We start from the raw sequence: 21,754 nt of genomic DNA on the forward strand, positions 1-21,754 counted from the left end.
ACTGATCTTGACCCGTACCGTATATCTGAATGGCAGCTGGCTCGCCGAAGCTGACGCGAAAGTCTCCATTTTCGACCGCGGCTTCCTGTTCGCCGACGCGATCTACGAAGTCACCGGCGTGATCGGCGGCAAGCTGCTGGAGTATGCCGGTCACGCGGCACGCCTGCAGCGCTCCACGGCCGAACTGGGCATCGCCTGCCCGCTGACGGAAGAGGAACTACTTGAAGTTCATCGCGAGATCGTCCGCAGGAACGATCTTCGGGAGGGGCTTATCTATCTGCAGATTTCCCGCGGCGCCGCCGACCGAGACTTCGCCTTCCCTGAGAACGCAACCCCGACGCTGGTTCTGTTCACCCAGGCCAAGTCCGTGCTCGACAACCCGAAGGTCAAGACGGGGATTTCCGTTGCGCTCGTTCCCGACCAGCGCTGGGCTCGGCGCGACATCAAGACGGTCCAGCTGCTCTATCCCTCGATGGCGAAGATGCAGGCCGCATCCGTCGGCGCCGATGACGCCTGGCTGGTCGAGGACGGCTTCGTAACCGAAGCAAGCGCGGCAACGGCACACATTATCAGCAAGGATGGGACGCTGATCACGCGGGGCCTGTCAAACGCGATCCTGCATGGCATCACGCGCCTCAGCGTTCTCGACATCGCTCGCAACGCCGGCCTTCCCGTCGAGGAACGCGCGTTCACGCCAGAGGAAGCGAAGGATGCCGCCGAGGCCTTCATCACCTCGGCGACCAACTTCGTTCTACCCGTGACCTCGATCGACGGACAGGCGGTCGGCGACGGAAAGCCTGGACCCCAGACGCTGAAGCTCCGCCAGCTCTATATCGAAGACAAGCTGGCAAACGCCATCTGACCCATCGTTGTCGCCCGTTTACGGGCGACAACCGCTATTTCGCCGGTGTCGGCTCGCCGAGCGAGAGCATGAGGCGGTTCGCCCAGTTGAAGAAGGCGGCGCCGTGAATGACGTCGGCGATTTCGAGATCGTCGAGACCCTCGTCATGCAGCTGGTCGACCTGCTCCGCGCCGAATGCTGGCGGTGTCGCGGTCAAAGCCACCGAGGCCGCGACCACGGCCTTCCAACGGGGGCTGGCGAGATCGGCGCCGGTGCCTTCGTCAAGCAGCCTCTGAACCTCTTCAGTGCGCTTCGAATGATGCGACGGAAAGCGCGAATGTACCGAGGCGCAGAAGATGCACCCGTTGCTGCGCGAAGCGGCCGTGGCGGAAAGCTCACGCTCGGCACGCGGCAAACCCGCCTCGGTATTGTAGAAAATGTCCTTGTCGGTCTTGGTGCGGGCTTCGAGGATCCCCGGATCGCGCGCAAGGAGCATGAAGTACGGAGACTTCGACCGAGAGGCGTCAACGAGGCCGGCCCAGTGCCGTTCGGTGAGCTCCCCCTCTGAAAGCGGCTCGAGCCAGGCGTCCAGCCGATTTCTTCCTGGGTAAACCTATTTGGGCGATTTTCAATCCGCGGATGAATGACGATATCGGTCATGACGAGCTCCTTATTCCGCGGCCGCGCGTGGAGCTCCGACGCGCTCCACACAAGCCATTGGAATTTTACCCCGCGATGCTGTCGCTGATCCGTCGCGCGACAGCGCGCGCCTGTGCCCGGATATCGGGAACAGCCGTGATCTCCCAGAACTGACCGGCCGTCAGCGCGCCTACCGCATGCATCGGCACTGAACCGGGATTGCCGCCCACAACCCTGGAAGCCTCGTCCACTCCAATACCAAGCTGAAGGGGGTCGGCCTTGATCAAACCCTGCCGCATCATCTCCCGCAGCAAGGGCGAATGAGCGATGCCGGCGCGTTCCACGCCCGTACAGTTAACCAGCCAATCGCAGGTAATATCCCTCGCATCGTGCGTTCCTCGCCCGCGGTAGCGGAGCATAAGCTGATTTCCCGCCTGCTCGACGCTTTGAAGATATCCGGCATGAACCGACACCTGACCGCTCGCCATCATGCCGCGAAACCTGTCGTAAACATCCGGCGCCACGCGATGGCGATGAATGTTCCACCATGCAAGACCGTGACGCAGAAATCTGGAGCGCTCCGACGGCGGCAGCCGCTGCCACAATGCCTGCGTCTTCGGACGCAAGGTGTCCATGACGCTGCGCCAGTCTCCGGAGCGGCGGCTCTCGCGGCGCAATTCGCGCAGAAGCGCACTCATGCTGCTCGGCAGGCTGGCCGGATCAAAATCCGCCGGTGGTTTTGGTGTCCTTGCGTGCCCGTGCGGCACAAGGCCCCTTCGCGACAGCACGTCGATCCTGCCGCGGAACCCCTGGGCAAACAAGGCAAGGACCTGATCAATCATCGTGAGTCCCGAGCCGAGGATGCAGACACTGTCATGTGCCTCCACGCGACGAAGCCAAGAGAGGCGCCAGGGATTTTCGACAGTCCTGTCGTGTGCCTCCGCGGAAAGTCCAGAGAGCTTAACGGGCATCGGCGCGTTGCCGACGCCGAGACATAGCACCACGTTTCGTCCGACGATCTCGTCGCCATTGTCGAGCAGGAAGCCAAGCGTGGCGCTATAGCGCTCCACGCAGCCGGTGGCCTTCGCGCGGATGAAATCGACCTTGCAGCGTGATCGCTTATCCCGCAGCAGGGCTGCGAGCGTATCTCGAACGTAGAGCCCATAATCTTGGCGCGAGGCGAAATCGCCATCACGCAGCGGACGCTTGCGCTCGGCAAGCCACGTCACGAACGCATCCGGCCTGTCGGGAAAGAGGCTCATCCTGCCGGCCGGCACATTCAATCTGTGCAGATAGAGCTCCGAGCGATAAGCGGTTCCGCGTCCAAAGCCCGGATCATCGCCAACAACGGCAACCTTGGCCGAAGCGGGAAGATGCTCGATCAGATTGCAGACAGTGGCGATTGCCGAAAAGCCCGCCCCTACCACCACCACGTCATAACTCATGCGCATCTCCCTCGCGGCCCGCATGAAGACGTGGTTTCTCCGGCGGGAGTTTCAAGACCGCTACAGCGAGCGGTTGACGCCACACCAGTCGGCGACAGCTTCGGACCGTCGTTCCCAACCCAAACGCTGGCCGGGAACAACCGGCCAGAAAATTCGTTGTGTCAGCATCTCGGAATAAACCCCATCCGAGACTCTCCCGTGGCGAAGCGCGTGCAGCGTCGGGTGCTTCGCCATCGGGATCCGTGGAAAGGAGACTAAGATGATGAACCGCGCCAAGCAGACAGCCGACGAGTATCGCCACCTTGGAGGACGGCGGTTGGCGGCTTTTGACGACAACAAGGCCTCAACGCGAGCCTGGGACAAGGATACGCCGGAAGCCGAGCGTTTTTGGCAGACGAGGATTGCGACCCTCCCGGATAAGGAGCGCGCTGAGGTCCAGTCGTTCTTGCCATCAATCGTTGACGAGACCGACGAGCCACGCGGCGGACACTAACATCCTGTCAGCGGTTTTGAAACTTTCTGATTTTCAGAACGTTTAGCTGGTCATGAGGGACGATGATATTGATCCGACCAACGCTGGCGGCACCCAACCGGGTGAAAGAGAAGATCCGGCCCAGGAGAACACGCCAACGCCTGATATCGCCCCTCCACCAGAGGTCCTGAAACCCGAGGAAGACGTGACGCCCGAGGAATTCGAGGCGGCACGAAGGGCTTATCTTCTCAAGCGGTTCTGGATCAGCGCGCGCGGTTACTGGACGCGGCGCGGTGACAAGCTGGCTTGGCCGCTATCCATCGGCCTGCTGGCGCTGATCGGACTGAACGTCTGCTTCCAATACGGCATAAACGTCTGGAACCGCGGCCTCTTCGATGCCATCGAAAAGCGCGATGCGCCCACGGTCTACTTCCTTGGCGCGCTCTTTCCGCCGCTAGTGCTGGGAAGCGTTGCCCTCGTCACCATTCAGGTCTACATGCGCATGAAGATGCAGCGGCGTTGGCGATCATGGCTGACGAAAGCGCTCATCGGGCGCTGGCTGGCAAGCGGTCGCTACTATCAGCTTAATCTCATCGGCGGTGACCACAAGAATCCGGAGGCGCGCATTTCCGAGGATATGCGCATCGCCACCGAATCCCCGTCGACTTCGTCGCCGGCGTCATCGCGGCCTTCGTTTCGGCTTCGACCTTCATCGTGGTGCTCTGGATGATCGGTGGAGCATTGTCTTTGCCGATCGCTGGAACCGTGATCACCATTCCCGGCTTTCTGGTCGTCACGGCCGTTCTCTACGCCATTATCACATCAACCTCGATCGCCTTCATCGGCCGCCATTTCGTCAAGGTCTCGGAAGCCAAGAACCAGGTGGAGGCCGAATTTCGTTACACGCTGACGCGTGTGCGCGAAAATGGCGAGAGCATCGCCCTGCTCGGTGGCGAGGACGAAGAGCGCAACGACCTGGAAAAGACCTTCGGCAACGTTCTGCATCAATGGGCCCTGCTGGCGCGTCAGTACATGCGAACGACCCTGGTTTCGCACGGTTCGATGCTGATCGCGCCGGTCGTGCCTGTTCTGCTCTGCGCGCCCAAATTCCTCGACGGCAGCATGAGTTTGGGTCAGGTCATGCAGGCCGCATCCGCGTTCACCATTGTCCAAAGCGCGTTCGGATGGCTGGTCGACAACTATCCGCGGCTCGCCGACTGGAACGCATGCGCAAGGCGCGTCGCGTCCCTGATGATGTCGATCGACGGGCTGGAGCGGGCTGAACAGAGCAATGCGCTTGGACGTATCAAACGCGGCGAAACCGAAGGCGATGCGATCCTCAGTTTGAACGATCTCTCTGTCTCGCTGGGCGACGGCACGGCCGTGGTCAAGGAGACGGAGGTGGAGATCCAGCCAGGGGAGCGGGTGCTTGTGGCAGGCGAATCCGGATCCGGCAAGAGCACCTTGGTCCGGGCGATCGCCGGCCTCTGGCCATGGGGCGATGGCGCCGTCAATTTCCGCCCCGACAAACGCCTCTTCATGCTGCCGCAGCGACCTTACATCCCATCGGGGACGCTCCGCAGGGCAGTGACTTATCCGGCGGGCGCCGACACATGGACGGTCGAGGAGATTGGCGGTGGCCTTGAGCAGGTCGGCCTCGGTCATCTGAAGGACAGGATCGAAGACGAGGCGCCTTGGGACCAGACATTATCAGGTGGCGAAAAGCAGCGGTTGGCGTTTGCAAGGTTGCTGTTGCACGATCCCGATATCATCGTTCTTGATGAGGCGACCTCGGCCCTCGACGAAAAGAGCCAGGATCGGCTGATGGAAATGCTGATCGGCGAATTGCCGAAGGCCACTATCTTGAGCGTCGGGCATCGCGTCGAACTGGAAGCGTTTCATAGCCGCAAGATCACATTGGAAAAGCGCGATGGCGGTGCGAGGCTTGTGAGCGACGTCGACCTTATCCCGAGGAAGAAGAAAAAGCGCAACGTCCTGTCACGGCTTGTACGAAATCGGCGCCGGCGCCGTGATGGCGGAACGCCCGTGTCCGGCGGAGCTGGGCAATGAACCACCCAGAGCTCATCAGCCCGGGCCGGTCGAGCGCGCGCCGACAAGCTCCAACACATCCACCTTGCCCGCCCGCCCCTTGAGCCGCGCCAGGCCGAGCGGTCGAAAATCGAACCCACCGCCGACCGCATCCCTCACCGCCGCGCTGACCAGGATCGACGTGTTGAACTCCTTGTTCAGCCCTTCGAGCCGTGACGCCACGTTGATCGTATCACCCATTGCCGTGTACTGCTGGCGCGAAGCGGCACCGAAACTGCCGACAACGGCCGGCCCGGTGTGCATTCCAAATCGCGTCAACAGCAGCGGACGTCCATCCCTCTCATTGGCATCGTTCAACGCATCCACGGCTGCCTTCATCGCAAGGGCGCACCGGCAGCCCTCTTCGACATGGGTTGCGGTCTCGACGGGCGCGTTCCACATGACGAAGATGGAATCGCCGAGATATTGGACAACCGTCCCGCCATGGCGCTCGGCAATGCTGTTCAGCAGTTCGAAATAGGTGGAGAGCGTTTCGACGACGTCTTCCGGCGAGTGCTGCTCGGAGATGGTGGTGAAGTCGCGGATGTCGGTGAACAGCGCGGTTATTTCCTGCCGCTTGGCGGTGACGATGGCCGGCCCGCCCGGCCCCACGATCCGCCGAACCACCTCACGTGGCACATAGAGCGCGAACTGGCCGATGGCCCGGCGGCTTGCCGCGAGAGCGGTCGCGAGCGTATTGATCTCGGTGATCAAGGAATGCGAGGTGGTCTTTTCGTGAACGTCGAGGTTGCCGATCTCCCGTGCCTCCTCCGCCAGCTGGTTAAGCGAGCGGCTGACCATGCGTGACAGAAGCACCGACGCGACGACACCCGCGATGACAAAGCCAGCAGCGATAATGAGATTGTGCATCAGCGATCGGTTTGCTTGCTCCACGAGGTCCGCCAATGGCACGACGATCGCCGCCTCGCTTCCCGCGAACAAACCGGACACGCTGATCGGCGCAACCTGGATCAGATAGCGCTCGTCATCGAGGTCCAGCCGCGCGAGCCCTCCGGCGCCGAGGGCCGAATCTCGCCGCAGGTTGGCCACGGTGGCCAGGCTGGTGTCGAAACCGCTTGCCGTCGCGCCGATGCCGCCGGCGCTTCGAGACCATAGATCCATCAGTCTATTCATGATGTCGGGGTCTGAATGAGCGACCAGCTGATCTTCATCGTCGATAATGTAGGCACGGGCGCGTGACGAAATTTGGCTGGCATCCAGGAGACGACTGATCGTCCTCAGGTGGATGTTGATACCGACCACGACGTTGCCGTCGTCGCGCATGGGTGCCGCGATCGTCAGCGTCGGCGTCTTGAGGGTTCCAGCCACATAGGGCCCGACCGAAACCGCCTTTCCATCCTGGACGACCGCCTGGTACCAAGCCCGCTGCCGCGGATCGAAGGATGCGTACTCGACCGATCTCTCCTCGATCACGCGGGCGTTGGCATCGAGAAAACGCAGCGTTGACACGGCGTCCGGCCGGTCCCTGCCGGCGATCGTCCGGATCGCGAAAGCCGTTCCATCGGGCGCCGACAGCGTCTGCCTGACGTCATCGCGGATGGCGGCGATCACCTGCAGGTACGAGCCATCAGGATATCCGGTGTAGACGCTTGTCGCATTGGGGACGTTGCGCAGAACCTCGAGAAAGAAGCCCTCTTTCGCGCTGATATCCGCCGGCGGCGCGGAGGCGAGCTGCCGCATGGTCGAGGCCAGCGCCACCGCTTCGGTGCCTTCCTGCAATGTGTTTCGGTATCCCTCGATCAGCCGCAGGCTCATCTCGCGCATCTGTTGCGCCCCCGCGGTGACTGCCGCGCTCGTTCCCTGGCTGAAGGCCATCCAGATGATTGGTACCGATGTGCAGAGAAGCGATCCAACGACCAGCACGCCAAGATGCAGCCTAAGCGGCCGGGACCAGTCCACAAGCCCCTTGGACGTGCCATGCCGCTTCATGCCGACCCCCTCATCCGCGCTCCCTTAACACCAGCTAAGCGTGTTTTAAGCCGGCGCACAAGATGGGCAAAGGACGGACGGTGCGGAGGTCAGGAAGTGTTTGCCGGCGTCATGTCACGAACTACCGCGATGTTCGACATGGGGCTCGACCAAGACATGTCTGGCTTCGCGTCTGCCATCGATCCGCTCAAGCAACATTTGCGTCGCCGTTCGTGCCAACTGGACGGGGTTCTGGTCGACGCTTGTCAGCCCGACCAGCGGCAGCGCCGAGACGGGCGAGTTGTCGTAGCCGATGATGGCCAGGTCCGAGGGCACGCCGATATCTCGCATCCGCGCGATGTTGATCAGCGGCACGGCATCGAGATCCGACCAGACGAACACGGCTCTCGGGCGATCGAGAGCGGATAGAAAATCGTTCAGGGCGGCGGTTCTGTCGGCATCAACAGGCGGAAGCCGCAGCACGCGCGCCTCCAAGCCGGCCGCCCTCATGGCGTCCAGATAACCGAGCTCTCTTTGCACGGCGACGATGGTGGCCGGTGAGCCCTCTATGTCGTAGCCGAGCATCGCGATATCGCGATAGCCTTTCGAAAGAGCAGCCTCGACAGCGAGGTAGGCGCCCTTCCGGTCGTCGGAATTGGCGGTGTCGTAGGTCTGAGCGTCCGGCTCGTGATGCGCGATGACCACGATCGGAATCTGCTTGGCGTAGCGCTCGAGAACCTTGCCGGAAATACGGGGAGCGATGATCAGAACGCCATCCATGCGGTTGTCGATCATCGACTCGATCATTGACGCCTCGATCGGCTGAGCAGATCGCCCGAGCCCGACCAGCGCCTTGAAGCCGCTGTCGGCGAGCGTGTTGCTGGCCGCCTCGATCAGGCCGGGCAGGAACGGGTTAGAGAGCTCGATCGCCAGCACGCCAATGGTGTTCGTCCGCCCCCGCATGGCGCGGGCGGCAACGGATGGGCGATAGTTGAGCTTCTCGATCGACGTCTCGACTTTCGTGCGCAGAAGCGCGCTGACGCCATATGCGTTGCGAAGGACTTTCGATACCGCGGCGACCGAGACGCCGGCGTCTTCCGCGACATGGCGGATGGTGACCCGCGCTCGCGCTCCGTCGTTATCCTTCTGAAAGGTCTGCATAATTTTCCGTTCATATCAATCTTGCCCGGAGTATAGGCATTTTTCTGTTGCACATCAAACAGGAATGTAGAATGATATACATATAACGATACACACTTCGTTTGATGGTCCGCCTCAAGCGGATCGGGAGGGGACATGAATATTATGCAAGGGCGCGCGAGCGCTGCCGCTGGCTCGTCATTTCAATTCACCGCCGCGATGGTGGCGCCACTATGCGATGAAGGCCAAGGCACCGCCGGCACCTTCGTGTCCCGCGACTTCCAGCTTGAGCATGCCCCTCGCGAAGCCGTGCTCACCATTTCAGCGCTCGGGCTCTACCGCGCCTTTATCAATGGCCGCCGCGTCGGCTCGGACCTGTTGACGCCGGGCTGGACCTGCTACGACGATCGCATCGCCTATCAGACCTATGACGTCGCCAGCCTGCTTCAGCCGGGCGAGAACAGGATCGAGATTTGGCTCGGCGACGGCTGGTATCGCGGCCAGCTCATGTGGGCCTCGAACCCGATCTTCAATTGCTGGGGCGACCGCACGGCCGCCATTGCCGAACTCAGCGTCGATGGCGCCTTGGCGCTGAAGACAGATTCCACCTGGAAAAGTGGACTGACCCCCGTCACCAGGAACGGCATCTATTACGGCGAGGACTATGACGCCCGCTTGAGGGCGGAAGACGCGTTCGGCGTTGAAGAACTCGCCTTCGACAAAACCTTGCTTGTGCCCCATGAGACGGCCGCCGTTGTCGAGCTCGCCCCGTTCGAGCCGATCGACAGCTGGACGGAAGAGGATGGCCGGCTGGTCCATGATTTCGGCCAGAACGCCGGGGCGTATATCCGCATCGAGGCCCAAGGCGAGGCTGGCGCGAGCGTACGCGTGGAGCATTCCGAAGTCCTCGGGCCAAACCGGTTCTTCGACAACCGCAACTACCGCAGTGCCAGGGCCGAGTTGGTTTACACGCTGTCGGGAGATGGCGTCGAAATCCACGCGCCGCTGTTTACGTTCATGGGCTTCCGCTACGCTCGCGTGACCGTCACCGGCGATGCGAAGCTTCTCTCCATCAAGATGGTCCCGATCACCTCGGTCCCGGTCGCGACAGGCGGCATCATGACCGGCGTGCCCGCCGTCAACCGCCTTGTCGAGAACACGATCTGGTCGCAGCGATCGAACTTCATCGAGATACCGACGGACTGCCCGCAGCGCGACGAACGGCTGGGGTGGACGGGCGACGCCCAGGTCTTTGCCGGCACCGCATGCTGGCTTGCCGACAGCCAGTCGTTTCTCCGGAAATTTCTTCGCGATGTGATGCACGATCAGAGAGAGAACGGAGCAGTGCCGCACTTCTCGCCGGATCCGACACGTCTGCATCCGATCAGCAACCGCGGCGATTGGGCCGGATCGACCGGTTGGGGCGATGCGATCGTCATCATCCCATGGCAGCTTTATCTGCATTATGGCGACAAGGCAGTCCTGCGGGAGTGCTTTCCGGCGATGTTGCGCTGGCTGGATTACCTCTGGGGTATTTCCAACGGCCCGATCATCCGCCCTCCGGCGGTTTGGGGTGAGCACGGCTTCACCTTTGGCGACTGGCTGCAGCCGGTCGGCGACAATCGAAAGCCGCGCCCGACCGTCGCCGACGATTGCGCCGCGACGCTCTATCACTTCGTCGCAACGCAGCTGACGGCGAAGATCGCGCGGGTCCTCGGCGATACGAGCGAGGCACGGCGCCTCGACAGCAAGCTCGAGGACATCCGCGCGGCATTCAAGAACGAGTTCTTTTCCCCATCAGGGCGCATTGCCCATAACGACCAGACATCGTGGGCGATCGCCTTCCTCCATGGTCTCGTTCCGCTGGAATATGAAGAGGCAGGTCGCGGTTATTTCCGCCGCGTCGCGGAAGAGACCGATGGCGTGATCGGCACCGGGTTTATCGGCACCCCTGCGTTGCTGCCAGCCCTCACCCGGCTCGGCATGCTCGATCTCGCCGAAAAGATGTTCCTCAATCGCAAGGTTCCCGGCTGGCTCTACCAGGTGGAGCGCGGAGCAACATCGATCTGGGAGCGTTGGGATGCGCTTGCCGAAGACGGAACGATCTACGATCCCGATATGAACAGCTACAATCACTATGCATATGGCGCCGTTTGCCAATGGCTGTTCGAGGATGTGGCTGGTATCAGGCCGCTTGAAGACAAGCCCGGTTTCGAGGAAATCGAGTTCGATCCGGCTATCCTTCCGGCGCTATCGCCCGTTGCGGCCTGGCACGACACGCGCTTCGGCCGCATCGAGGCCGGATGGGATATCGACGGGGGAAAGTCACGTGCCATCTTGAAATCCCAGATGGCATAACCGTGCATATGCGCGGTAATCGTGCAAGGAAGAACCTGACGGTGAACGGCGCCAACGTGGTGGATGACGAGCGTGTCCAGATCGGACATGGGAGCCATTCGATCACCTTCGACATCTGATCAAGACGGCGCGGCGAGCCGCGCACGACGTGACTGATCTTAACGGTAAATCGCAAGTCCTTTGGAGGAGGAGAAGACCATGCGGATGACCAAGTGCAGCATCATCGCGGCGGCCACGTTGGCGCTGGCGAGTAGCGTCGCCCACGCAGACGTGACATTGAGCGTATTGATCGACACGAACCCGGAAACCATCGCTTCCTTCGATGCCGTTTCCAAAGCCTATAGCGAGAAGCGTCCGGATGTGACCTTCGACGTGGAGCAGCGGGCGGGCGGTTCCGAGGGCGACAACATCGTCAAGACGCGGCTGGCGACCGGCGAGATGCCTGACATTTTCCAGTATAACAGCGGCTCTCTGTTCCAGGCCTTGAAGCCCGAGCAGACGATGGCTGATCTCTCCGATCTCCCATCCGCCGCCGGTATTTTCGAAAGCTTCAAGAAGGTGGTCAGCGGATCCGATGGTCATGTGCGCGGGATACCCTTCGGCCCGGCGATGGGCGGCGGGATTTTCTACAACAGGAAGATCTACGCGGAGCTTGGGCTGCAGCCGCCGAAAACCTGGGCCGAATTCATGTCCAACAACGAGAAGATCAAGGCAGCCGGCAAGGTCGCCATCGCCCAGACATACGGCACGACCTGGACATCGCAGATCTTCGTCCTGGCGGACTTCTTCAACGTCCAGACCGAAGTTCCGACCTTTGCTGACGATTACACCGCCAACGAGGTCAAGTACGCCACGACACCCGCGGCACTTCGCGGTTTCGAGCATCAGGAAGAGGTCGCGAAAGCGGGATTCTTTAACGAGGATTTCGGCGCGGCGAGCTTCGATGACGGCATGCGCATGGTCTCGACCGGTGAGGCAGCGCACTATCCCAGCCTGACCTTCGGGATCGGCAACATCCAGCAGAACTTTCCCGACAACGTTCAGGATGTCGGCTTTTTCGCGGAACCCGGGACCGATGCCGCGAAGAACGGTTTGACGATCTGGATGCCGGCGGCACTCTATCTGTCAGCCAAGGCCGAGCATCTCGACGAAGCCAAGAAGTTCCTCGATTTCGTGGCCTCCAAGGAAGGTTGCGAGCTGATGGCGAAGGCCGTTCCGTCGGGTCCCTACCTGATCAAGGGCTGCGAGCTGCCGAAGGACGTGCCGCAAGCCGTCACGGACATGTTGCCCTATTTCCAGACGGAAGGCCGCAATGGCCCGGCGCTGGAATTCCTGTCGCCCGTGAAAGGACCAGCGCTCGAGCAGATCACCGTCGAGGTTGGAACGGGTATCCGTTCCGCCAAGGACGCGGCCGCGCTTTACGACCAGGACGTCGCCAAGCAGGCCAAGCAGCTCGGCCTCCCGAACTGGTAACATCCAGACGCACCTTGCCAGGCAAATATCCGGGCAAGGTGCTTAGGAACCGCCATGGTTATACGCAAGTCACCCTACCCCTATTGGTTCATCCTGCCGGCGGCGGTCATTTTTACCGTTCTGTTCCTGGCACCCACGATCGCATCCTTCTGGTTCAGCCTGACACGTTGGGATCTGTTCACGACAGAGTTCATCGGGCTTGAGAACTACAAGCAGTTCTTTCGCGAGCCTTTCCTCATCCAGGGGCTGACCAACACTGTAATCTATGCGGTGGCGACGTCGGCCGCGAAGACGGTTCTCGGCCTGCTTCTGGCTGTGCTGCTGACATCCGGCCTTTGGGCTCAGGGTCTTCTTCGAACGGTAATCTTCTTTCCCGTGCTGGTGTCGACCATCGGCGTCGGCATTACCTTTTCGGTTCTCATGCATCCGACGCGTGGCATCATCAATGTCGCGCTGGCCGCCATCGGCATCCACGGACCGGGCTGGCTGACGGATCCGGCGCTGGCGCTCTATTCGATCGTGCTCGTCGATCTCTGGAAGGGCATCGGGCTTGCGACGGTGATCTATATCGCCGGACTGGCATCCATCAGCGCCGACTACTACGAAGCCGCGCGCATCGACGGCGCAACCAGAACGCAGATGCTCTTCCGCGTCACCATACCGCTGGTCAAGCCGGCGACGATCACCGTCATCACCCTGTCGCTGATCGGTGGGCTGCGCAGCTTCGATCTGATCTGGGCGATGACGAAGGGTGGCCCCGGATTTTCCTCGGACGTGCTCGCGAGCGTGATCTACAAGCAATATCAGGCTGGCTTTTACGGCCTTTCCACCGCCGGGAACGTCATACTGTTCGTGCTGATCGCGGTGATCGTTCTGCCGCTGACCTTCTGGCTTAATCGCAGGGAGGTCGATGTATGACCCGGCGCCAGTTTTACACCGGGGCCTCGGCGCTCGCCGCATGCTGCGTGATCTTCGTCATGCCGTTCCTGTTCATCTTTTTGACGGCCGCGAAAACCAAGCAGGATGCCGCGGCGCTTAAATTCACATTGCCGAGCGAATGGCAGCTCTGGACGAATTTCGTGGATGTGATCCAGGCCCGCAATTACATGCTGCTGCTGGCGTACTTCAACTCGACGGTCATCACGGTTGTTGCCGTCACGTTGCTCGTGCTGTTCGGCGCGATGGTGGGCTATGTGCTGCAGCGCCGGCCATCGCGATGGAACGCGGTGATCTATGCCTTTGTGCTCGCCGGTTTGATGATCCCGCCCGCCGTGGTACCGACGATCTGGGTGTTGCAGGCGCTTGGCTTGTTCAAGACGATTTCCGGCATGGTCCTGATCCAGGTCGCCTACGGCCTGTCGTTCACCGTGCTGCTTTTTCGAAGCTTCATCGCGACCATCCCGCGCGACCTGGACGAGGCGGCGATCATCGACGGCGCAAAGCCGCTGCAGATCTTCTTCCGGGTTGTGCTTCCTCTGCTGAAGCCGGTGACCGTGACCGTCATCGTCGTCCAGTCGATTGCGATCTTCAACGATTTCACCAACCCGCTCTACTATTTGCCCGGCCGGGAAAACGTGACCGTGCAGCTCACCCTCTATAATTTTCAGGGACAGTTCCAGACGCAGTTCAACCTGCTGTTCATGAACATCCTGCTTGTGACCATTCCGCCGCTGATCGTGTTCATCTTCTTCAATCGACAGATCGTGGCGGGCATGACGGCCGGCGCAGTGAAAGGATAAGCCATGACCAGCGTTGTTCTCGATGGCGTCAGAAAGAGCTTCGGTAGCCTCGAAGTCATCAAGGGCGTCGATCTCAACATCGGCGCCGGAGAATTTTGTGTGTTCGTCGGACCTTCGGGCTGCGGAAAGTCGACGTTGCTGAGGATGATCTCGGGCCTGGAAACATCAAGCGCCGGAAAGATCGTCATCGATAACAAGGATGTGACCGATGCCGAGCCCTCCGAGCGTGGCATCGCGATGGTGTTTCAATCCTATGCTCTCTACCCGCACCTCACGGTCGCCGAAAATATCGGCTTCGGTCTCTCGCTCGCGAGACGCCCGAAGGCGGAAATCGCTGAGAAAGTGAAGCAGACCGCGGACATTCTGCAGCTCTCGCATCTGCTCGATCGTAAGCCGAAAGCACTTTCCGGCGGCCAGCGGCAGCGCGTGGCGATCGGGCGAGCGATCATCCGCAATCCGAAGGTGTTTCTGTTCGACGAGCCGCTTTCCAACCTCGACGCTTCGCTGCGCTCTCAGATGCGCATGGAGCTCACCGAGCTGCATGCCCGCCTTGGCGCGACGATGATCTACGTGACCCACGACCAGGTGGAAGCCATGACCATGGCCGACAAGATCGTGGTGTTGAACGGCGGTCACATCGAGCAGGTCGGCTCTCCGATGGCGCTCTACAACGGTCCGCGGACCGCCTTTGTCGCGGGCTTCATCGGATCCCCCAAGATGAACCTGTTCGACGGAGCCCTGGCCAAGGCCGAGGGGTGCCGGGTTTACGGAATCCGGCCTGAGCACCTGGCGCTTTCCTCGACCGATGGTAAATGGCGGGGCACAGTCCGGCATATCGAGCGGCTGGGAGCGGATTCGATCATTCATCTCGATGTCGACACCCTCGGAGCCGTGCTCGTAAGGGCTGATGGCGACAGCACCATCAGCGTTGGCGACACGGCGTTTGCCTCACCCTTGCCAAACAAGGAACATCGTTTTTCTTGAGACAGCTTCGGAAGCAAGCGCCGGCCATCGCGGATGGCATCGGAAGCTATACGTCTTTTCGGGCTTAAGCCACGCGATCCCGCGCCGGCCGCACTCTCGAGACCGTTCGTGTCAACGACACTTCCTTCCCTTGATCGCGGTGTCGGTGCGTCCTTCCTTCGGACGAGATATGATCGCCCTCAAGCCAGGATCATTGGAACGGAGAATGATGTCGCCGCCCCTGGCGCGCGATCGCCCGTGCGATGGACAAGCCCAGGCGGACACCACCCGTATCTCGATTGCGCGACGCCTCAAGCCGATAGAAGGGTATCAAATACCTTCTCACGCATTGTCTCCGGAATTCCAGGGCCGCTGTCTTCAACGACGATATCGACCGTCGCAAGCGGCTGCGCAACATGCACGCGCGCCTTCCCACCGTAGCGCACGGCGTTTTCAGCGAGATTGCGCACGGCGCGCCGCAATTCATCCGGGCGGCATCGATAGGTCATCGTCGGGCCCTCGACATATTCGACAGCCTGGCCGAGATCGGAGAGATCGTCGCGGTTGCTGCCGACCAGCGCATCCAGTTCCATGGCTCTTGTCTCCTCGACGTTCGCCTCTCCGCGCGCGAAAGCAATCGCGGCCTCGGTCATGTTCTGGAGCTCATCGATGGTGCCCAGCATCTTCTGCTGGACGTTCTTATCGGTAACGAACTCTGCTCTCAGACGCAGTGACGTCAGGGGCGTTCTGAGATCACGACCGATAGCCGCGAGCATTCTGGTCCGGTCGTCGACGAAGCGACGGAGCCGTTCCTGCATCTTGTTGAACGCCTCTGCCGTGCAACGAATGTCATCCGGACCTTGCTCGGGAAGTGGCGGAAGACTTTCTCCCCGACCAAGGGCTTCGGCCGAGAGCCGGCGTCGCTCCATGCATTAGTAATTCATTAACCGGGCTTGGATAGAAATTGTTAACCATCCCGTCGATGCATGGCGGGTGCCCGTTAGCCTCGACCGAACCAGATGAAATCACCGCTCTCGGCATTCTCCCGCCGCCTAGGCTTGTTCACGGCACTTGCATCGGCCACGCTGCCGGCGCACTGCCTTGCCCAGTCCGCGTGGTCCGGTACCGCGGACAATGAGTTCAGCAATTCATCCAACTGGACCCCATCCGCGCCCGGGTCCAGCGACACCGCGCGCGTGGACGCAGGTTCCCCGCAGGTCACGACGGACGTCACGATCGGCCATCTCGATGTGGGTGGTGGCAACGTTACCGTCACCTCTGACGGTACGCTCAATGCCGCGAGCGGCATCACGATCAGCTCGGGCAGCCTTGGCATCAACCAGGGGGGCGTCGTCAACTCGGATGTCAGCCTGGACGGCGGCAGCCTCTCTCTTGATGGCAACCTCGGTGGCCAGCTAAACCTCAATAACGGCAATGTCACCGTAACCGGCACCGGCACGCTCACCAGCGCCGAGGTCAAGGCCGGGACGGCCCTTACCAATAATGGCGCCACCGGCGCCGCGAACATCTCCGCCGGCGGAACATTGGTCAACAACAGCGGCGCGACGATCGCGACGGTCACCAATGCCGGTACGGCGTCGAATGCCGGTGCGGTAGGCAGCTTGACCAATACGGCGGGGACCTTCACCAATAACGTCGGCGGAACGGTTAGCGGAAAGACGACCATCACGGGTGGGACCGTCACGAACAACTTCGTCATCACCGATGCGGATGTGGCCGCCACCGCTGCCTTCATCAACAACGCCGGAGCCTCAGCCGGCGCGATCAGGAATTCCGGCACCGTCACAAACGCGGGAACGATCGCCTCCATCCAGAACGAGGCTGGATCATTCACCAACAATACGGGCGGCATCGTCACCGGTACTACCAACGTCGACGGCGGGAATGTGACGAACAACGCCACGCTCAATGGGGTTGAGGTCGGCACGGCGGGCATCCTCACCAACTCCAGCGGCGCCATCGCGGGGGCGGTCACGAACGCCGGCACCACATCCAACGCCGGCACGATTGCGAGCCTGACCAATACGGCGGGCACCTTCATCAACAACGCCGGCGGAACGGTGACTGGAAAGACCACCGTCACTGGCGGAACCGTCACGAACAACTTCGTCATCACCGATGCCGACGTCGCCGCCACCGCTGCCTTTATCAACAATACGGGAGCCACGGCCGGTGCAATCAGGACCTCCGGCACCGTTACAAACGCCGGCACGGTCGCCTCCCTGCAAAGCGATGCCGGAACCTTCGTCAATAATGCAGGTGGGGTCGTTAGTGGCAATACCAGCGTCAATGGCGGCGTCGTTACGAACAACGCCACGCTCAACGGCGTCGAGGTCGGCACGGCGGGCATCTTCACCAACGCCACTGGCGCGACCGCCGGGGATGTCACGAATGCCGGCACCACATCCAATGCCGGCACGGTTGCCAGCCTGACCAACAGGGCTGGCACTTTCACCAACAACGCCGGCGGCACGATTGCCGGGCAAACCGTGGTCGCGGCCGGAACCGTGATCAACAATTTCATCGTCACCGACGCCGACGTCGCGGCCGTGGCCTCGTTCGTGAACAACAGTGGGGCCACGGCGGGCGCGATCAGGAATTCCGGCAGCGTCACAAATGCCGGAACGATCGCCTCCGTTCAAAACGACGGTGGGAGTTTCGTCAACAACGCGGGTGGATCGGTAACCGGCAACACGACAGTGAGCGGAGGTGAGGTCGTCAACAATGCGACATTGGCCAACGTCGATGTCGGCGCGCGGGGCACCCTCATCAACAACAATGGCGCAGTGGCGGGAACGATTACAAATGCCGGCAGCACCGCGAACGACGGGACTGTCGCCGCATTGGTGAACAATGGCGGCACGTTCTCAAACACCGGAACCATAGCGGGAACGGCAACGGTTTCGGGCGGCGCGCTGATCAACGACGGCATTATCTCGGGCGCGGTCGACGTCAATGACGGCGGTCTGCTATCCGGTAGCGGCGCCGTCGGCGAGCTCGTCGTGAATGCTGGCGGCTCGTTGTCACCAGGACCGGGTATCGCGACGCTCAGCGTCAACGGCGATCTGACGTTTGGCGCCGGCTCGACCTATCAGGTGGACATCCAGGCCGACGGCCGCTCCGACAGCGTCAATGCGACAGGCGCGGTTGCCATCCAGGGAGGCAGGCTCGACATCAGAGCGGCTGGCGGCAATTATGCGACGACAAGCAGCTACACGATCCTGACCGCCGGAAGCGTTACTGGCGCCTTCGATACGATCTCAAGCGATTTTGCCTTTTTGTCGCCGACACTCACCTATGATGTCACCGGCATAGACATGACGCTCGATCGCAACAATGTGCGCTTTGCCGACGTCGCCGATACGGCGAATGGTCGGGCAACCGCTACGGCCGTGGAAGCATCAGGCTCGGGCAACGCGGTCTATGACGCAGTGTTGTCATTGGATGACATCACCGCGAAAAGCGCGTTCTCGCAACTGAGCGGCGAGGTTCATGCCTCGCTCAAGAGCGCCCTCCTGTGGGAGAGCCGCTTCGCGCGCGAGGCGATCCTCAATGACATCGCTTCACGCGAGGACGACGCGGTTTTCTGGACCTCCGGCTACGCGTCGTCCAACCGTTGGTCGGACAATGGAAATGCGGCGGGAATCGATACCGGCGTTTCCGGTGTCGTGTTTGGAGCCGATGCGCCGATCTCCGATCAATGGCGCGTTGGCGCGATAGCGGGTTACAGCAGAGGCTCCTTGGACCAGGCGGACGCGGATTCCTACCACGCCGGCCTTTATGCCACGGGCGACTTCGGGCCGATAACCCTCACAAGCGGCGCCGTTTACTCCCATAACGAAGCTTCGATACACAGGGACGTCTCGTTTGGAACATTTTCGAATGAACTGAACGCCGAGTATGCGAGCGCCACCAGCCAGCTGTTCGCAGATGTCTCGTGGACGCAACAATGGAATGCCGTCAGGTTCCAGCCATTTGCCAACCTCGCTTACGTCAACCTCAAGACCGACGCGTTTCAGGAAAGTGGCGGCGCTGCAGCTCTGTCATCTGGGGGCGGTAACGATGCAATCGCCACATCGACGGTTGGGTTGCGTTGGTCCATGGATTGGTCGCAAGGCGACGTGCCTATCCTGTTCTCCGGCATGTTGGGATGGCGACATGTCGCGGGTGATGTGACGCCATATTCCAGCCTCGCCTTCGCCGGCGGTTCGCCATTACTCATCGGTGGCGTCGATATTCCGCAAAACTCGATCGTGACACAGTTTGGTATTTCTGCGAAGCTTGCCAAGTCGGCGCGCCTGACACTCGCCTATACCGGTGAGTTTGGCAAGGATCTGCGCTCCAGCGCGGCACAGATCAATTTTGTCACACGTTTCTAGAGGCCGAGCCCTCATGGGCATCAGGCGTAGCCCTTGGCCAGAGCCGGTGCAATCTGCAGCTCCGCAAAGAGCGAACGACCGATGTCGGTCGATTTATTGAACTCGCCGTCTTTGGCGCGACGGATGTATCGCTTATTCGTCCCTGTATCGACGAGTTCGCGTTTTGACATCATTTTCTCCTCGGTTGAGGATTTGAAACGCGCAAGATTCCAAAATGTCGCGAACTGCTCAGCGGGCTACGCTCAACCAGCTGGATGCGCCACTGGAGCTCCGCCATGCGCACCAGCGCTAAAGGACCGGGCCGTCCGCTACGTCTGTGCGCCCTTGCAAAGCCCCGCATATCGCCGTGCCTTTAGAGATCATCATTGCCGAGGGAGCTCATCGGGACAAAAGGGCATATTGCCGATCGCCTCTTCCGCGGCGGCCACTTCGTCCAAGATGCGGCACGCATGGGCGTAGAACATCTCACCCGTCTCGGTCAGGCGAAGACACCTCGTCGAGCGCTCTATTAAGACCCGGCCGACTTCGGCCTCTAACCTCGCCAGAGCCCTGCTCACAGACGATTTAGGCATTTTGAGTGAACGCGCAGCACCCGAAATGCTTCTAACATCGGCGATCAACGCAAAAACGGCGAGGTCTGTAAGGTGGAACATTCAACAAGGCTCACATGTTTAGGCACCGATGTCCACAGCTCGTTGTGTTGTTCATCGATGCAGGAATAATGAAAGGCTAGAGGATGAGAAACGTTTTCATCGCAATCGGCATAGCTCTTTTGACCACAGGCTCGGTCCACGCGTTCGATGCTAAGGGTAAGGGCGGGTACGACAGCTTGCTCGGAGGTGACGCGAATGTGTGTCACCGCGAACCGTGGCGCTGTACAAAACACCCTGAGAGCGCCGAGCGACGCCATTACCGCGACCGAGATTTCAGAGAAAACAACCGCCACTACGATCGACGTGATCGCGACTGGCGACGTGGCCATGACAGCGACTGGTACGACTAGCTTAGGGCACCGTGTCCGTTTTCTGTTAGCGGTTGATCGTCCGACTTCTTGAAACACGGTGACGGGGCAGGGAACGCTGCCAAAACGGCGAAAACCCGGATCCGATTGAAACTTTGAATTGGAGGTCAATATGAACATCAAGAGCCTACTTCTCGGCTCCGCAGCTGCCCTGGCAGTTGTATCCGGCGCTCAGGCTGCTGACGCGATTGTTGCAGCTGAACCGGAAGCAGTAGAATACGTTCGCGTTTGCGACGCATACGGCACCGGCTACTTCTACATCCCGGGCACGGAAACCTGCCTGAAGATCGAAGGTTACATCCGCTTCCAGGTAGATGTTGGTCGTGGCGAAGGCGGTAACTCTGACTGGGATTCGTTCACTCGCGGTAACGTTCAGTTCACCGCTAAGAGCGATACCGAATACGGTCCGCTCACCGGCGTTATCGTTCTGCAGACGGACGCTGACAACGCTTCGAGCCAGTCTTCCTACCTCGACTCGGCTTACATCGACATCGCCGGCTTCCGCGCTGGTCTGTTCTACAGCTGGTGGGACGATGGCCTTTCTGGCGAAACCGACTCGCTCGCTTCGAACTCGACGCTGCACAACTCGGTCCGTTATCAGTATGAGTCTGGCGACTTCTACGCTGGTATCTCGGTTGACGAACTGGAAGACGCGATCCACACGGGTCTCGGCGAAACCTCCAACGACGTTGGTATCGCTGCTGGCATCGGTGGCAAGGCTGGCGCATTCAGCTATCAGCTGATCGGCGGCTACGACACGGACACCGAAGAAGGTGCGATCCGTGGCATGGGCACCGTTGCAGTTGGCCCGGGCACCCTCGGCCTCGCGGCTGCTTGGGCTTCTGGCCCGAACGCCTACTTCGAAGAGTCGGAGTGGACGGTTGCTGCTGAATACGCCATCCAGGCAACCGACAAGTTCAAGATCACCCCGGCTGTTCAGTACTTCGCTAACGCGAAGAACGGTGGACAGGTTGGCACGATCTCGACGGTTACCGACTTCACCGACGTTGACATCTGGAAGGCTGGCGTAACGCTCGACTACCAGATCGTGGAAAACTTCTACGCCAAGGCTTCGGTACAGTGGCAGGACCGCACGGTTGCTGTCGACGACAACACCTGGTCGGGTTACTTCCGTCTGCAGCGTGCATTCTAATCTGATCTGACTTCGGTCTAATCAGGAAAGCCCGGTTCGCAAGAACCGGGCTTTTTGCATTCTTGGCGGTGTGCAAGTTGCGCTGGAAAGCCT

At 60.8% G+C, this 21,754-nt stretch carries 13 protein-coding genes and 4 pseudogenes; 10 read left to right on the forward strand and 7 right to left on the reverse strand.

Annotated features, from left to right (window positions below):
- Nucleotide 1 precedes the first annotated feature (1 nt).
- A complete protein-coding gene (locus tag P3R82_RS08600) occupies nt 2-862 on the forward strand; it encodes a D-amino-acid transaminase (RefSeq protein WP_111564595.1) in 861 nt (286 codons plus the stop codon).
- Between the two features lie 34 nt (nt 863-896).
- Here the strand turns inward: P3R82_RS08600 and P3R82_RS08605 are convergent.
- A pseudogene (locus P3R82_RS08605) lies at nt 897-1,501 on the reverse strand (alkylhydroperoxidase domain protein).
- A 65-nt stretch (nt 1,502-1,566) separates the two neighbouring features.
- On the reverse strand, nt 1,567-2,931 hold the full coding sequence (locus tag P3R82_RS08610) for an FAD/NAD(P)-binding protein (protein ID WP_283193679.1): 1,365 nt from the start codon (nt 2,929-2,931) through the stop codon (nt 1,567-1,569).
- Nucleotides 2,932-3,184: 253 nt separating this feature from the next.
- Between P3R82_RS08610 and P3R82_RS08615 the strand changes: the two genes are divergently transcribed.
- Nucleotides 3,185-3,418, forward strand: a complete 234-nt coding sequence (locus P3R82_RS08615) for a hypothetical protein (RefSeq protein WP_111564531.1) — start codon at nt 3,185-3,187, stop codon at nt 3,416-3,418.
- Between the two features lie 52 nt (nt 3,419-3,470).
- Nucleotides 3,471-5,467 (forward strand): annotated as a pseudogene (locus P3R82_RS08620) (ABC transporter ATP-binding protein/permease).
- A 15-nt stretch (nt 5,468-5,482) separates the two neighbouring features.
- On the opposite strand, the gene P3R82_RS08625 reads toward P3R82_RS08620, so the two are convergent.
- Nucleotides 5,483-7,405, reverse strand: a complete 1,923-nt coding sequence (locus P3R82_RS08625) for an adenylate/guanylate cyclase domain-containing protein (protein WP_283193915.1) — start codon at nt 7,403-7,405, stop codon at nt 5,483-5,485.
- A gap of 144 nt (nt 7,406-7,549) precedes the next feature.
- Nucleotides 7,550-8,575, reverse strand: coding sequence for a LacI family DNA-binding transcriptional regulator (locus tag P3R82_RS08630; RefSeq protein ID WP_111564529.1), 1,026 nt, complete (start codon nt 8,573-8,575; stop codon nt 7,550-7,552).
- 144 nt (nt 8,576-8,719) lie between these two features.
- Here P3R82_RS08630 and P3R82_RS08635 point away from each other — a divergent pair.
- From P3R82_RS08635 to P3R82_RS08655, 5 genes and pseudogenes are all read left to right on the forward strand, one after another.
- A pseudogene (locus tag P3R82_RS08635) lies at nt 8,720-10,908 on the forward strand (family 78 glycoside hydrolase catalytic domain); the annotation flags it as partial.
- Nucleotides 10,909-11,110: 202 nt separating this feature from the next.
- Nucleotides 11,111-12,385, forward strand: coding sequence for an extracellular solute-binding protein (locus P3R82_RS08640; protein WP_283193680.1), 1,275 nt, complete (start codon nt 11,111-11,113; stop codon nt 12,383-12,385).
- A gap of 54 nt (nt 12,386-12,439) precedes the next feature.
- A complete protein-coding gene (locus P3R82_RS08645; protein WP_111564527.1) occupies nt 12,440-13,303 on the forward strand; it encodes a sugar ABC transporter permease in 864 nt (287 codons plus the stop codon).
- Nucleotides 13,300-14,124 carry a carbohydrate ABC transporter permease gene (locus tag P3R82_RS08650; RefSeq protein ID WP_111564526.1) on the forward strand — a complete coding sequence of 275 codons (825 nt, stop codon included), beginning with the start codon at nt 13,300-13,302 and terminating at the stop codon, nt 14,122-14,124. The genes P3R82_RS08645 and P3R82_RS08650 overlap by 4 nt, the downstream gene beginning before the upstream one ends.
- A gap of 3 nt (nt 14,125-14,127) precedes the next feature.
- Entirely contained in the window at nt 14,128-15,108 is a 981-nt protein-coding gene (locus tag P3R82_RS08655) for an ATP-binding cassette domain-containing protein (protein ID WP_111564525.1), read from the forward strand.
- A gap of 111 nt (nt 15,109-15,219) precedes the next feature.
- On the opposite strand, the pseudogene P3R82_RS08660 reads toward P3R82_RS08655, so the two are convergent.
- Nucleotides 15,220-16,001 (reverse strand): annotated as a pseudogene (locus P3R82_RS08660) (ATP-binding protein); the annotation flags it as partial.
- A gap of 282 nt (nt 16,002-16,283) precedes the next feature.
- Between P3R82_RS08660 and P3R82_RS08665 the strand changes: the two are divergent.
- Nucleotides 16,284-19,487, forward strand: a complete 3,204-nt coding sequence (locus tag P3R82_RS08665) for an autotransporter domain-containing protein (protein WP_283193681.1) — start codon at nt 16,284-16,286, stop codon at nt 19,485-19,487.
- A gap of 20 nt (nt 19,488-19,507) precedes the next feature.
- On the opposite strand, the gene P3R82_RS08670 is transcribed toward P3R82_RS08665, so the two are convergent.
- Together P3R82_RS08670 and P3R82_RS08675 are read right to left on the reverse strand one after the other, a co-directional pair.
- A complete protein-coding gene (locus P3R82_RS08670) occupies nt 19,508-19,657 on the reverse strand; it encodes a hypothetical protein (protein WP_181459325.1) in 150 nt (49 codons plus the stop codon).
- Between the two features lie 446 nt (nt 19,658-20,103).
- A complete protein-coding gene (locus P3R82_RS08675; RefSeq protein ID WP_283193682.1) occupies nt 20,104-20,469 on the reverse strand; it encodes a hypothetical protein in 366 nt (121 codons plus the stop codon).
- A gap of 151 nt (nt 20,470-20,620) precedes the next feature.
- Between P3R82_RS08675 and P3R82_RS08680 the strand changes: the two genes are divergently transcribed.
- Nucleotides 20,621-21,661: a porin gene (locus tag P3R82_RS08680; RefSeq protein WP_283193683.1), complete on the forward strand. Its 1,041-nt coding sequence runs from the start codon at nt 20,621-20,623 to the stop codon at nt 21,659-21,661.
- The last annotated feature ends 93 nt before the right edge of the window (nt 21,662-21,754 follow it).

It is taken from the genome of Rhizobium sp. AN80A, assembly GCF_030053015.1.
Taxonomy (GTDB): Bacteria; Pseudomonadota; Alphaproteobacteria; order Rhizobiales; family Rhizobiaceae; genus Rhizobium; species Rhizobium metallidurans.